The organism is Variovorax paradoxus (genome assembly GCF_009755665.1).
GTDB lineage: Bacteria > Pseudomonadota > Gammaproteobacteria > Burkholderiales > Burkholderiaceae_C > Variovorax > Variovorax paradoxus_G.
Genome location: NZ_CP046622.1, coordinates 3,086,527 through 3,099,676 on the forward strand (window position 1 = coordinate 3,086,527; position 13,150 = coordinate 3,099,676).

Sequence of the window (13,150 nt, forward strand, 5' to 3'; positions counted from 1 at the left end):
ATTTTCACGAGGCAACTTCATGGGCTTTCTTTCCGGCAAAAAACTGTTGATCACCGGCGTGTTGAGCAATCGCTCCATTGCCTACGGCATCGCCAAGGCCTGCCACGAACAAGGCGCCGAGCTCGCCTTCAGCTATGTCGGCGAACGGTTCAAGGACCGTATCACCGAATTCGCCGCCGATTTCGACTCCAAGCTGATTTTCGACTGCGACGTGGGCGACGACGCGCAGATCGACAAGCTTTTTGCCGATCTGGCGCAGACCTGGCCCAAGTTCGACGGTTTCGTTCACAGCATCGGCTTCGCACCGCGTGAGGCCATCGCAGGCGACTTTCTCGAGGGGCTCTCGCGCGAGGGCTTCAAGATTGCACACGACATCAGCGCCTACAGCTTTCCGGCGATGGCCAAGGCGGCCCTGCCCTACCTGAACGACAAGTCGGCGCTCCTGACGTTGACCTACCTGGGTGCCGAGCGCGCGCTGCCCAACTACAACACCATGGGCCTGGCCAAGGCCTCGCTCGAAGCTTCGGTGCGCTACACCGCGGCCTCGCTCGGCCCCAAGGGCATGCGGGTCAACGGCATCAGCGCCGGCCCGATCAAGACGCTGGCGGCCAGCGGTATCAAGGGCTTCGGCAAGATGCTGTCCGCCGTGGCAGACGCCTCTCCGATCCGCCGCAACGTGACGATCGAAGAAGTCGGCAACGTGGCCGCCTTTCTGCTGAGCGACCTGGCCAGCGGCGTCACGGCCGAAATCACCTACGTGGATGGCGGCTTCAGCAACGTCGTGGCGGGAATGGCCGAATAAGCGACTGATTGGCTGCCGCTTCTTGCTGAATCGACGCTTCTTCCTGCTCACCGGCCTTGGCGCGCTGGCGGCCGGTGCGGCCGCGGCGCGCGGTGCCGCTCCGGGGCTGATGCTCGCCGAGGTCTATCGCCCCGGGATGTCGTTGGCCGACTACTGGGTCAGCGAAAAGTACGACGGGGTGCGCGGCTACTGGGACGGCAAGCGGCTCTGGACGCGCGGCGGCGAGCCGGTGGTGGCGCCTGCCTGGTTTACAGCGCCGCTGCCAAAGCAGCCGCTCGACGGCGAGTTGTGGGCCGGCCGGGGCCAGTTTGCACACGCCGTTTCCACGGTGCGCAGCCAAACGCCCAACGACAGCGCCTGGCACAGCATGCGCTTCATGGTGTTCGACCTGCCGAGCCAGGGCGGCGATTTCACGGCGCGGCTCGCGGCCTTGCGAAAGCTGCTGCCGATCACCGACGCCCCTTGGGTCGTGCCCGTGCCGCAAGAGCGGGCCACCACGCATGCGGACCTGCAGGCGCTGCTCGACAAGACGGTGAAGATGGGCGGCGAAGGCCTCATGCTGCACCGGGGCGGATCGCTCTATCGCGCGGAACGCAACAACGACCTGCTCAAGCTAAAGCCTCATGAAGACGCCGATGCCCGCGTGGTGGGCCATGCGCCGGGCAAAGGCAGGCACAGTGGGCGCCTGGGTGCACTGCTGGTCGAAACGCCCGAGGGCAAGCGCTTCAAGCTCGGCACTGGCCTGACCGACGCCGAGCGCGACAATCCGCCCGCAGTCGGCAGTTGGGTCACCTACCGCTTCAATGGCATGAACGCCAGCGGCCTGCCGAGATTTGCACGCTTCATGCGGGTACGGATCGACCTGCCCTCTTGAACGCAGCGCGCTGAGCGCGCCGCGTGCTTCCTTCGTTTTCTTATTTCTTCGGCGCGGCCACGCAGTCCGCGTAGTAGCGCTTCTTGCCGGTCTCGTCGATGCGCGCCACCAGGCCGTGGATATCGGTCTCGAAGCCCGGGCACTGAAGGTTGAACTCGCGCGAGAACTTGAGGTAGTCAACGATCTTCTTGTTGAACACTTCGCCCGGAATGAGCAGCGGAATGCCCGGTGGGTACGGCGTGATCAGGCTGGTGGTGATGCGGCCTTCGAGCTCGTCGATTTCCACGCGCTCGGTCTTGCGGTGCGCAATGTGGGCGAAGGCGTCGCTGGGCTTCATGGCCGGCGTCAGGTCGCTCAGGTACATCTCGGTCGTGAGGCGCGCCACGTCGTAGCGCGCGTACAGCTGGTGGATGTGCTGGCACAGGTCGCGCAGGCCCAGGCGCTCGTAGCCGGGGTGCTGCTGGCAGAACTCGGGCAGGATGCGCCACATCGGCTGGTTGCGCGCGTAGTCGTCCTTGAACTGCTGCAGCGCCGTGAGCAGCGTGTTCCAGCGCCCCTTGGTAATGCCGATGGTGAACATGATGAAGAAGCTGTAGAGCCCGGTCTTCTCCACGATCACGCCGTGCTCGGCGAGGAACTTGGTCACGACGCTCGCTGGGATGCCGGTCTCGGCAAAGTTGCCCTCGAGGTCCAGGCCGGGGGTCACGATGGTCGACTTGATCGGGTCGAGCATGTTGAAGCCGTCGGCCAGTTCGCCAAAGCCGTGCCAGTTGCGCGGCGACTTCTTGCTCTTGCTCGGCTTGCCGTTCTTCTCGCCCGTCATGATCCAGTCTTCGGCGCGGCCGATGCCTTCGTCGACGAGCTTTTCGGGCCCCCAGACCTTGAACCACCATTCGTCCTTGCCGAACTCCTCCTCCACCTTGCGCATGGCGCGGCGGAAGTCGAGCGCCTCGAGAATGCTCTCTTCCACCAGCGCCGTGCCGCCGGGCGGCTCCATCATGGCGGCGGCCACGTCGCAGCTCGCGATAATCGCGTACTGCGGGCTGGTCGACGAATGCATCAGGTAGGCCTCGTTGAACAGGTCGCGGTCGAGCGCGCGGTTCTGCGAGTCTTGCACCAGCACATGGCTGGCCTGGCTGATGCCCGCCAGCAGCTTGTGCGTCGATTGCGTGGCAAACACCAGCGATTCCTTCGGGCGCACGCGGCGCTTGCCCATGGCGTGGTAGGCGCCATAGAACGGGTGGAAAGCCGCATGCGGCAGCCACGCCTCGTCGAAGTGCAGTGTGTCGACGTAGCCGTCGAGCATGCCCTTGATGGTCTCGGTGTTGTAGATCACGCCGTCGTAGGTCGACTGTGTGAGCGTCATCACGCGCGGCTTGACCTTGTTCGCGTCCACGTCGGCCAGCAGCGGATTGGCCTTGATCTTGGCCTTGATCGCGCTCTGCTCGAACTCGCTCTTCGGAATGGGGCCGATGATGCCGAAGTGGTTGCGCGTGGGCTTCATGAAGACCGGAATCGCGCCGGTCATGATGATCGCGTGCAAGATCGACTTGTGGCAGTTGCGGTCGACCACCACCACGTCGTCGGGCGCCACCGTGTGGTGCCACACCATCTTGTTGCTGGTGCTGGTGCCATTGGTCACGAAGAAGCAATGGTCGGCATTGAAGATGCGCGCCGCATTGCGCTCGCTGGCCGCCACCGGGCCGGTGTGGTCGAGCAGCTGGCCGAGTTCTTCCACCGCGTTGCAGACGTCGGCGCGCAGCATGTTCTCGCCGAAGAACTGGTGAAACATCTGGCCCACCGGGCTCTTCAGGAACGCCACGCCGCCCGAGTGGCCCGGACAGTGCCAGGAGTACGAGCCGTCTTCCGCGTAGTCGATCAGCGCCTTGAAGAACGGCGGCTGCACGCCTTCGAGATAGCTCTTGGCCTCGCGGATGATGTGGCGCGCCACAAACTCCGGCGTGTCCTCGAACATGTGGATGAAGCCGTGCAGCTCGCGCAAGATGTCGTTCGGAATATGGCGCGAAGTCTTGGTTTCGCCGTAAATATAGATCGGCACATCGGCGTTCTTGCGGCGCACCTCGCCAATGAAGTTCCGCAGGCTGAGCACGGCGGGGTCCAGGTCGGGACCCACGGTGAATTCCTCGTCGTCGATCGACAGGATGAACGCGCTGGCACGGCTTTGCTGCTGGGCGAACTGGCTCAGGTCACCGTAGCTCGTGACGCCCAGCACCTCGAAGCCCTCGCTTTCGAAGGCCTGCGCAAGCGCGCGAATACCGAGGCCCGAGGTGTTTTCGGAGCGGAAGTCCTCGTCGATGATGACGATGGGGAAGCGAAATTTCATGAGCAGGGCTCCGGACAGGCAATGAGGCGCGAAGTGTACGGAATTCGGATGAAGGATTGCGTGAGCTTTTGACTCAGAATGTCGAGCGTCCATCAAAGAGGAGAAGACATGGCGAATTCCACCATCTGGTGGCTGATAGCGGGAGCCGCGATCGTGCTCGAATTGCTCTCGGGTACGGTCTACCTGTTGCTGCTGGCCACCGGCTTTGCAGCCGCAGCCATTGCCGCGCACCTGGGCCTGGGCATGGTCACGCAGCTGGTCGTGGCGGCCGTGGTCGGCGTGGGTGCAGTGCTGGTCTGGTATGCCGTGCAGCGCAGGCGGCCGGCCGCACCGCCCACCGAGGCGAATCGCGACGTCAACATGGACATCGGCGAAATCATCCACGTGGAGGCATGGACCCCCGAAGGCACCGCCACCGTGCGCTATCGTGGCGCCCAGTGGACCGTGGTGCAGCGCGCAGGCCGCGTCCCGTCGGCCGGAGAGCACCGCGTGGTCGAAGTCATCGGCAGCCGCCTCGTGGTCGAAAAGACCTAAACACAGAATTCAAGAGGAGAAACATCATGGAATTTTCGGTTCCCATCATCATCCTGGTCATTGCGATCATCTTCATCAGCCAGTCGGTCAAGTTCGTGCCGCAGCAGAACGCATGGGTGCGCGAGCGCCTGGGCAAGTACCACGGCACCATGACGCCCGGCCCCAACTTCCTGATTCCGTTCATCGACCGGGTCGCCTACAAGCACAGCCTGAAGGAAATTCCGCTCGACGTGCCCAGCCAGATCTGCATCACGCGGGACAACACCCAGCTGCAGGTCGACGGCATCCTGTACTTCCAGGTGACCGACCCGATGCGCGCGAGCTACGGCTCGTCCAACTACATCGTGGCCGTGACGCAGCTGGCGCAAACGTCGCTGCGCAGCGTGATCGGCAAGCTCGAGCTCGACAAGACCTTCGAGGAGCGCGACGTCATCAATGCGCAAGTGGTTGCCGCCATCGACGAGGCGGCGCTCAACTGGGGCGTGAAGGTGCTGCGCTACGAAATCAAGGATCTGACCCCGCCCAAGGAAATTCTGCTGGCCATGCAGGCGCAGATCACCGCCGAGCGCGGCAAGCGCGCCCTCATCGCGGCCTCCGAAGGTCGCCGCCAGGAGCAGATCAACATCGCCACCGGCGAACGCGAGGCTTTCATTGCCCGTTCCGAAGGCGAGAAGCAGGCCCAGATCAACAATGCCCAGGGTGAGGCGGCCGCCATCACCGCCGTGGCCACCGCCACCGCCGACGCCATCGAGCGCGTAGCAGCGGCCATTCGCCAGCCGGGTGGTGAACAAGCCGTGCAGCTCAAGGTGGCCGAGCGCGCCGTCGATGCCTACGGCAAGGTGGCGGCCGATTCCAAGACCACGCTGATCGTGCCGAGCAACATGAGCGAAACGGCAGCACTCATCGCCTCGGCCATGCGCATGGTCCAGGCCGGCAAACCGCAAAATCCGGCCTGAGCGACTGCTACAATCGTGGGCTCAGGAGCGGTGGATGAGCGGTTTAAGTCGCACGCCTGGAAAGCGTGTGAGGGTTAATAGCCCTCCGCGGGTTCGAATCCCGCCTGCTCCGCCAGAGATTGATTGTTCGTAACCGTTCACGAACATGCAGCAAGAGAAGAAAGCCCGAGTTGCCCCAAGGCACCTTGGGCTTTTTTGTGGGCGCCGTTGTACTCCAGCAACGCGCCTGGCGCCGCCAACCGAGGTCGTCTGGCGGTACCATCCAAAGGTCTTACTTTTCACGCCTGCAAAGGAGCCCGGATGGCCGGACAGCAACAAAACTCATCGCGTGGCGACACGTCACTCGAACAGACATTGGAGAAGACCGAAGCGGTTGCCGCCGATGTGCAGCGGGCATCGGACAACCTCGCGGTCGTGAATACAGTTCTCGAGCAGGGGCTGCCCGAAGAGGTACAGGTTGGCGACGTGGCCCAGGCGATCGAGCACACCAGCCAGCTGGAAGAAAAGCTGGCCAAGTCGGCGGAAACGCTGGCCGAGGTCAACGCCGCCTTGAGCGAAGAAATCGAAAAGCGGCTCGAAGCCACTGCCGAGCGCGACGAAAGCCAGGCACGGGCAGAAGAACTCAAGGCAAGAATCCGGACCGGCGCTGCGGACTGACGGTCTTTTCGGCCGGCCCCGGCCGAATGGATTGCGCCTTATCCCTTCTCCTACGCTGCGAACTCATCCGGCACGCTACGCTATTGGTTCTCAAAGCGAAACCACGGCATGGCCCTCATCACGTTCCTCGTCGAGGACAACAAGACCATCAGAGACAACCTGGTTCCGGCCCTCGAGGACCTGGTCAATGGACAGGTCGTCGGGTTTGCTGAAACCGAGTCGGCCGCGCTCGCCTGGCTTGCCGCCCATCCCCACGACTGGCAGCTTCTCATCATCGACCTGTTCCTGAAGGAAGGCTCCGGCCTTGGCGTGCTCTCGGGCTGCAAAACACGCGGACCCGGGCAACGCGTGGTGGTGCTGAGCAACTACGTCACGGCCGACATCCGCGCTCGCTGCGAGGCACTGGGCGCCGATGCGGTCTTCGACAAATCGCGCGATCTCGACGCCTTCATCGAGTACTGCAACACCGACCGGCCCTCGGGCCACGCCGCCCTCACCTGACCACCGGCGGCAGGCGCAATGAAAAAAGGGCCCGAAGGCCCTTTTCTTTTTTGCGCATTGCAGCGCTTTGCGGCGAGCCGATCAGCGCACCACGGCGATTTGCGTACGCACGCCACCCTTGTAGGTGAAGAGCGTCAGCGCGCCGTTCTTGATGTCGCCCTTTTCGTCGAAGGCGATCGGGCCGGTCACGCCCTTGTATTGCACCTTGCCGACTTCCGGCAGGTACTTTTCAGGGTCGGCGGAACCGGCCTTGACCATGGCTTCGGCCAGCACGTTGACTGCGTCGTACACGTACGGTGCATAGATCTGCACGTCCACGCCGTTCTTGGTCTTGAACTTGGCCTTGAAGTCTTCCAGCGGCTGCTTGAAGTCGCCGTCGACACCGCCGGCTTCGGCGCAAACCACCATCTCTTCGCCGATGGCATCGCCAGCCAGCTTCGGCAGTTCGCCGGTGCACAGGCCGTCGCCGCCCATGAACTTGACGTTCAGGCCGAGTTGCTTGACCTGCTTGAGCATCGGGCCGCCAACGGCGTCCATGCCGCCGAAGAACAGCACGTCGGGCTTGGCAGCCTTCAGCTTGGTCAGGATGGCGTTGAAGTCGGTCGACTTGTCGGTGGTGAACTCGTGCCCGACGATGGTTCCGCCGGCAGCCTTGGCCGCCTTTTCGAATTCTTCGGCAACGCCCTGGCCGTAGGCCGTGCGGTCGTCGATCACGGCAATGTTCTTGCCCTTGAGCGTTTCGACAGCGTACTTGCCCAGCGTGCCGCCGAGTTGCGTGTCGTCGGCCACCACGCGGAACGTGGTCTTGAAGCCTTGGCGCGTGTACTTGGGGTTGGTTGCCGAAGGCGAAATCTGCGGAATGCCGGCGTCGCTGTAGAGCTTGGAAGCGGGGATGGTGGTGCCCGAATTCAGGTGGCCCACGATACCGTTGACCTTGCTGTCGACCAGCTTCTGGGCCACTGCCGTGCCTTGCTTCGGATCGCCTGCGTCGTCTTCAGGCAGCAGCTCGAACTTGGCGACCTTGTCGCCGATCTTGAGGCCCTTGGCATTCAGGTCTTCGATGGCCATCCTGGCGCCGAACTCATTGTCCTTGCCGAGGTGGGCAATCGGACCGCTGGTGGGTGCCACGTGGCCGATCTTGACGACCAGTGCGTCTGCCGGAGGCGCTGCAGGTGCCGGGGCCGCTGCCGTGGGCGCCGGTGCGGCGGGTGCAGCAGCTTCTTCTTTTTTGCCGCAAGCCACAAGCGTGAGTGCAGCCAGTGCGACCGCAGTCCATTTCAATTGCATGAGAACCTCCAGAACATGGATAAATAAAACTAAACAAGAAACCGGTCGTGTGATCCGGGCGCGCAGACCTCGCAAGTTTCGCGCCGCGGACCAGCGGCACCCTCACGCCTACCGACCTGCGGCGCAGTTTAGCTGAAGCTTTATGCTCCGGAAGCTGGCGTAGACCCTGTGTTTTCCGAGAGTTCGGCGGCCATTGCCTCGATGACCAAAGCACGCAAAACGGCCTCGATTTCTTCACGCAGCCGAGGCAGCATCGAATCGAGTTGCTGTTGAACCGCGGCCGACACCGTGTCGCTCAAACGCTCTTCCAAAGACAGGTCCACGCGCTGCAGCACCCGATGCAAAAGCTGCTCTTCGAGGCGCACGATTTCGGCGTCGGACCGCTGCTCGGCCGGGGGCAGCGCCACGGCCTCGGCGGGGTCGACCGGCGGTACCGGCGTGCTGGCAGGAACAGGCGGCTTGCCCGCCTCGGCGGCCACGGGCTCGACCGGGAGATCGAGCACGGTGGTCAAGGTAGGAACGAACCGGGGCGGTGTACGCAGCGTGCTGGCCATCAGGAAGCGCTCCTCGCAAAATCGTGCGGCTGGATGGTGTAGCCCCGGTCGGCATAGTGGCGCCACCGCGAGCGGCCGATCTGCCGGTCTGTGGCCTCGTCGCTCACGATGTCGATCAGGCGCTCGAAGCGCTCGAAGCCCGCCGGAACCTCGGGCCCGAGGTTCACGAGCATCTCGCGGTGCGGAAGCGAGGCAACATCCGCACCTTCGGCCGAAAGGATGACCGGCGAACGGGCCACCATGTGCGCCTGCGCATCGCCGCGGCAATGCGCGATGAAGTCGGACGGCGAGAGCTGCCAGAGCGCGGCATCCACGGCCTCCAGCACCTGCGCCTCGCCCACCACAACCACGCGCAGCCCGCGCGCGCTCACGGCCTTGCGAACCAGCCGGCAGGCGTAGTTGACCTTGTCCGGCGTATTGAAGTGAAAGCCGATTTCCGTCACTGTGCGGACCGGGCCTTTCGCGCGGCGGGGCCGGCGTTCTTGCGCGCGGCCTTCGGTGCGGGCGCCTTGGCCGCACCGCTGCGCGCGCGCTCCATCAGGTAAGACACCAGCAGGCCCACCGGACGGCCGGTCGATCCCTTGGCCGCCCCGCTCTTCCAGGCCGTGCCCGCGATGTCCAGGTGCGCCCAGGCGAAATCGCCGGCAAAGCGCTGCAGGAACTTGGCGGCCGTGATGGCGCCGCCGGCACGGCCCGCCACGTTGGCCACATCGGCAAAGTTGCTCTTGAGGCCGTCGGCGTATTCGTCGTCCAGCGGCAGGCGCCAGCAACGGTCTTGCGATTCTTCTCCGGCCGCCTGGAGCGCGGCGGCCAAGGTTTCATCGGTCGTGAAGAGGCCGCTGCGCACGCCGCCCAGCGCCACCACGCAGGCCCCCGTGAGGGTGGCAATGTCGATCACGGCGGCCGGGTCGAAGCGCTTGGCGTACGTCAGTGCGTCGCACAAAATGAGGCGCCCTTCCGCATCGGTGTTCAGCACCTCGATGGTCTGCCCGCTCATGCTGGTGACCACGTCGCCGGGCTTGATGGCCCGGCCGTCGTTCATGTTCTCGCACGAGGGCACCAGGCCCACCACGTTGATTGCGGGCTGGATTTCGCCCAGCGCGCGGAAGGTGCCGAGCACGCTGGCCGCACCGCACATGTCGAACTTCATCTCGTCCATTTCGGCCGCCGGCTTGAGCGAGACGCCGCCGGTGTCGAAGGTAATGCCCTTGCCGACCAGCACCACGGGCGCCTGGTCCTTCGGGCCGCCCTGATAGCGCAGCACGATGAAGCGCAGCGGCTCGGCCGAACCTTGCGCCACAGCCGCGAACGAGCCCATGCCGAGTTTCTGCACTTCCTTGGGGCCCAGCACCTCGCATTTGATGCGGGGCAGCTTGGCCAGGCCTTCGGCGGCGTCAGCCAGCAAGGTGGGCGTGCAATAGTTGCCGGGGCGGTTGCCCCATTCCTTGGCAAATTCGATGCCGGACACTGTTGCGCGGGCTTCGTCGAAGGCCTTGCTCACGGCCGCGGCATCGCTCACACCGACCGTGAGGTTTCGGATGGAGCGTCCGCCGTCGCCGTTCGAAGCCTTCGATTTGCTCGTGGTGTAGACGTAGCTGGCGTCGGCCGCCGCGGCAACGGCGCAGGCCACCGCCGCCCCGTCGGCTTCATGCGCAAACACGATCACCACCCGCTTGGGCGCGTGGGCCTTGGCCGCGTTGACCGCCGCAATGACACCGCTGCGCACCGACGCGGGCTTGCCGTCGCCGATGGCGGCGAGCACCACGCGCGACGCCACCACCTCGTCCGGATGGTAGAGCGCAAGCAGCTTGCCGGCCTTGTCGGGCAGGTCGCCGGCCTTGCGCGCGCTGGCAATCAGCGCGGAAAGCGGGTCCTTGGCGGTGATGGGGGCGCTGCCGACGAGCACGATCAGAACGTCGGATTTTTCGGCCGCGGCGCGGGCGACGGTGAGGGTCTTGAGCTGAAAGTCCATAATCCTTTTTTTCCTCGAACGATGTTATTCCATTCTTCCCTACGCAAGGAGCTGTCGCGCAGCTTCGGAGCGACCCTCGTGGTCCTGGTCACCATCGTGATGACCATGATGCTCATCCGCACGCTCGGGCTCGCCTCCAAGGGCAGCGTGAACCCGTCCGAAGTGTTCCTCGTGATGGCCTACACGGTGCTCGGCTACATGCCGACCATCCTCAGCCTGAGCCTGTTCATCGCCATTGTCGGCACCTTGTCGCGCATGTACCGCGACAGCGAAATGGTGATCTGGTTCTCCAGCGGCCGCGGTCTCGTCGACTTCGTGCAGCCGCTGTTCCGCTTTGCCTGGCCGGTGCTCGCGCTGATTGCCATCATGGCCCTGCTGGGCTGGCCCTGGGCCAACTCGCAGACCATCGGCATGCGCGCGCAGTACGAAAGGCGCAGCGACATCGAGCGCGTCACGCCCGGCGAATTCCGCGAATCGGCCGGGCGCATCCGTGTCTTCTTCATCGACAAGGACACGCCCGATGGCGCCACCGCCACCAACGTGTTCATCTGGGCGATCGAACGGGGGCTGCAGATCACGACATCGGCGCGCAGCGGCCGCATCGAAAACGTGGGCGAGCACCGCTATCTCATGCTGAGCAATGGCCAGCGGGTCGAACGCCCGCTGCTGCAAACCGCAACCTCGGGCCTCAAGATCAGCGAGTTCGAGACCTACGGCACCCGTGCGGGCGGCAACGACTCCTTTACGGCCGACACCACGCCGGCACGCGCCAAGCCGACGCTCCAGCTCCTGCGCGAGCCCGGCGACGCAAACCGGGGCGAACTCGCCTGGCGCATCGGCATGCTGCTGGCCGCCATCAACTTCGTGCTGCTCGCATTGACCGTCTCCAGCGTCAACCCGCGCGTGGGGCGCAGCGGCAACCTGCTCTTCGCGCTGTTCGCCTTCGTCGTCTACTACAACATGCTCAACCTGGGCCAAAGCTGGATCAGCTCGGGCCGATACGGCATGGGCTCCTTCATGCTGCTGCTTCACGGCGGCGTGCTGCTGATCGGGGTGGCGTGGCTCGCTATGCGCAATAACAATTGGGGCAGGCGACGCAGGGCGGAACGCGTCATTGCCGGCGGCCTGCCGTCCCAGCCCACCAAGATCGATCCGACCACGTGAAAACAATCCGACGCCTGATCTACGTCGAGGCACTGAAGGCCGTGGCCTTCGTGACGCTCGGCTTCCTGAGCCTGTTCTTCTTCTTCGACTTTGTCGATGAGCTGCAATCCATCGGCAAACCCGAAAGCCTTGCCTACGGCCCCGCGCAGGCACTGGTCTACGTGACCTTGCTTATTCCGAGCCACCTCTACGAGCTGCTCCCGATCACGGTGCTGATCGGCTGCATCTTCGTGATGGCGCGGCTGGCGCAAAGCTCCGAATACACCATTCTTCGCACCAGCGGCCTTGGCCCCTGGCGTGCATTGCGCACACTGCTCCTGCTGGGCGTAGGTTTCGTTTTTCTGACCTTTGCCATCGGCGACTACATCGCGCCTGCGTCCGAGCGCACGGGGCAGCTGCTCAAGTCGCGCTATCAAGGCACCTTTTCGCTGGTCGGCAACACGGGAGCGTGGCTCAAGGAGAAGCGCGGCAACGTGTCCTACGCCGTCAATGTGGTCTCCATTTCGCGCGACGGCTCCCTCCGGAATGCGCGCATCTTCGAATTCGACGAGAAGGGCTACGTGCGCAGGCAGCTCCTCGCGTCTTCTGCGCGCATCGTTGACGACCATTGGGCGCTGTCTGACGTCGAGCTGCAGGACTACAACACCCGCGCCGACGCCAACAAGGCGCACATCATGACCACCCGGGTGCCACAGATGGACTGGCCGACCACGCTCACCGCCGAAATGGTGTCGGTCGCCCTCTTGCGGCCCGACCGCATGAGCACCATCGACCTGTTCGACTACATCAGCCACCTCGAAGCCAACGGGCAGACCGCCCAGCGCTACGAGATCCAGTTCTGGCGCAAGGTCTTCTATCCGCTCTCGTGCCTGGTGATGGTGGTGCTCGCCCTGCCCTTCGCTTACTTGCACTTCCGCCAGACCGGCATCACCACCTATGTGTTCGGCGGCGTGATGATCGGCATCAGCTTCTTCCTGCTGAACAACGTGTTCGGCTATCTCGGCAACCTGAGCAACTGGTCACCATGGCTCACGGCCGCGGCGCCGGGGCTCATCTATTCCGTCATGTCGCTTGCCGCATTCAGTTGGCTGGTTCTTCGACGATAGACGCGGGGGAGCCGGACATGAGCACGGTGAACGCGAGGGGCATCATCCTCCTGGCCCATGGCTCGCGCGACGATCGCTGGCGCGAGCCCATCGAGGCCGTGGCCGCGCGCGTCACGGCGCTGGATCCGCAAGCTCGTGTGGTTTGCGCCTACATGGAGCTGGCAACGCCCGACCTGCGCACAGCTTCGGCAGCCCTGATTGCGAGCGGCGCGCGGTCGCTCAGGGTCGTTCCGCTGTTCCTGGGCATGGGCAAGCACGCCCGTGAAGACCTGCCGTTGCAGCTCGAGGCCCTGCGCGGCACCTGGCCCAACGTGGAGTTCCAGCTCACCAACATCGTGGGCGAAGAGCCCGAACTGGTCGACCTGCTGGCCAGAATCGCAACCAAATCTTGAAGTCCTG

The 13,150-nt window shown here is 64.3% G+C and carries 14 protein-coding genes and 1 tRNA gene; 10 read left to right on the forward strand and 5 right to left on the reverse strand.

Annotated features, from left to right (window positions below):
* The first annotated feature begins 19 nt into the window (after positions 1-19).
* Both fabI and GOQ09_RS14260 read left to right on the forward strand, forming a co-directional pair.
* Positions 20-802, forward strand: coding sequence for an enoyl-ACP reductase FabI (gene fabI / locus GOQ09_RS14255; protein WP_157613990.1), 783 nt, complete (start codon positions 20-22; stop codon positions 800-802).
* 22 nt (positions 803-824) lie between these two features.
* Positions 825-1,676 (forward strand): DNA ligase, encoded by an 852-nt coding sequence (locus GOQ09_RS14260; RefSeq protein ID WP_157613991.1) that lies wholly within the window; start codon positions 825-827, stop codon positions 1,674-1,676.
* A 40-nt stretch (positions 1,677-1,716) separates the two neighbouring features.
* On the opposite strand, the gene GOQ09_RS14265 is transcribed toward GOQ09_RS14260, so the two are convergent.
* Positions 1,717-4,020: an arginine/lysine/ornithine decarboxylase gene (locus GOQ09_RS14265; RefSeq protein WP_157613992.1), complete on the reverse strand. Its 2,304-nt coding sequence runs from the start codon at positions 4,018-4,020 to the stop codon at positions 1,717-1,719.
* Between the two features lie 108 nt (positions 4,021-4,128).
* On the opposite strand from GOQ09_RS14265, the gene GOQ09_RS14270 reads away from it, so the two are divergent.
* From GOQ09_RS14270 to GOQ09_RS14290, 5 genes are all read left to right on the forward strand, one after another.
* Positions 4,129-4,554 (forward strand): NfeD family protein, encoded by a 426-nt coding sequence (locus GOQ09_RS14270; RefSeq protein ID WP_157613993.1) that lies wholly within the window; start codon positions 4,129-4,131, stop codon positions 4,552-4,554.
* A 26-nt stretch (positions 4,555-4,580) separates the two neighbouring features.
* Complete coding sequence (locus GOQ09_RS14275) at positions 4,581-5,510, forward strand: SPFH domain-containing protein (protein ID WP_126745910.1); 930 nt, start codon at positions 4,581-4,583, stop codon at positions 5,508-5,510.
* 24 nt (positions 5,511-5,534) lie between these two features.
* Positions 5,535-5,625 (forward strand) — tRNA-Ser (locus tag GOQ09_RS14280).
* Positions 5,626-5,717: 92 nt separating this feature from the next.
* Entirely contained in the window at positions 5,718-6,167 is a 450-nt protein-coding gene (locus tag GOQ09_RS14285; protein WP_242630842.1) for a hypothetical protein, read from the forward strand.
* Positions 6,168-6,275: 108 nt separating this feature from the next.
* Complete coding sequence (locus GOQ09_RS14290; protein WP_126745936.1) at positions 6,276-6,668, forward strand: response regulator; 393 nt, start codon at positions 6,276-6,278, stop codon at positions 6,666-6,668.
* 81 nt (positions 6,669-6,749) lie between these two features.
* Here the strand turns inward: GOQ09_RS14290 and GOQ09_RS14295 are convergent, their stop codons facing one another.
* The 4 genes from GOQ09_RS14295 to GOQ09_RS14310 all read right to left on the reverse strand — a co-directional run bounded on the left by GOQ09_RS14295 (position 6,750) and on the right by GOQ09_RS14310 (position 10,481).
* The gene (locus tag GOQ09_RS14295) at positions 6,750-7,955 is read right to left on the reverse strand and encodes a branched-chain amino acid ABC transporter substrate-binding protein (RefSeq protein ID WP_157613995.1); all 1,206 of its coding nucleotides are present in this window, start codon (positions 7,953-7,955) and stop codon (positions 6,750-6,752) included.
* A gap of 140 nt (positions 7,956-8,095) precedes the next feature.
* Entirely contained in the window at positions 8,096-8,509 is a 414-nt protein-coding gene (locus GOQ09_RS14300) for a hypothetical protein (RefSeq protein ID WP_157613996.1), read from the reverse strand.
* Positions 8,509-8,952 (reverse strand): DNA polymerase III subunit chi, encoded by a 444-nt coding sequence (locus GOQ09_RS14305; protein ID WP_157613997.1) that lies wholly within the window; start codon positions 8,950-8,952, stop codon positions 8,509-8,511. The genes GOQ09_RS14300 and GOQ09_RS14305 overlap by 1 nt, the downstream gene beginning before the upstream one ends.
* The gene (locus GOQ09_RS14310; RefSeq protein WP_157613998.1) at positions 8,949-10,481 is read right to left on the reverse strand and encodes a leucyl aminopeptidase; all 1,533 of its coding nucleotides are present in this window, start codon (positions 10,479-10,481) and stop codon (positions 8,949-8,951) included. The genes GOQ09_RS14305 and GOQ09_RS14310 overlap by 4 nt, the downstream gene beginning before the upstream one ends.
* Positions 10,482-10,502: 21 nt before the next feature.
* On the opposite strand from GOQ09_RS14310, the gene lptF reads away from it, so the two are divergent.
* From lptF to GOQ09_RS14325, 3 genes are read left to right on the forward strand one after another with little or no spacing between them, the layout of a single operon-like run.
* Positions 10,503-11,645 (forward strand): LPS export ABC transporter permease LptF, encoded by a 1,143-nt coding sequence (gene lptF, locus GOQ09_RS14315; protein ID WP_157613999.1) that lies wholly within the window; start codon positions 10,503-10,505, stop codon positions 11,643-11,645.
* On the forward strand, positions 11,642-12,751 hold the full coding sequence (gene lptG / locus GOQ09_RS14320; RefSeq protein ID WP_157614000.1) for an LPS export ABC transporter permease LptG: 1,110 nt from the start codon (positions 11,642-11,644) through the stop codon (positions 12,749-12,751). Before lptF ends, lptG begins: the two co-directional genes overlap by 4 nt.
* 17 nt (positions 12,752-12,768) lie before the next feature.
* Positions 12,769-13,143, forward strand: coding sequence for a sirohydrochlorin chelatase (locus tag GOQ09_RS14325; RefSeq protein ID WP_157614001.1), 375 nt, complete (start codon positions 12,769-12,771; stop codon positions 13,141-13,143).
* The last annotated feature ends 7 nt before the right edge of the window (positions 13,144-13,150 follow it).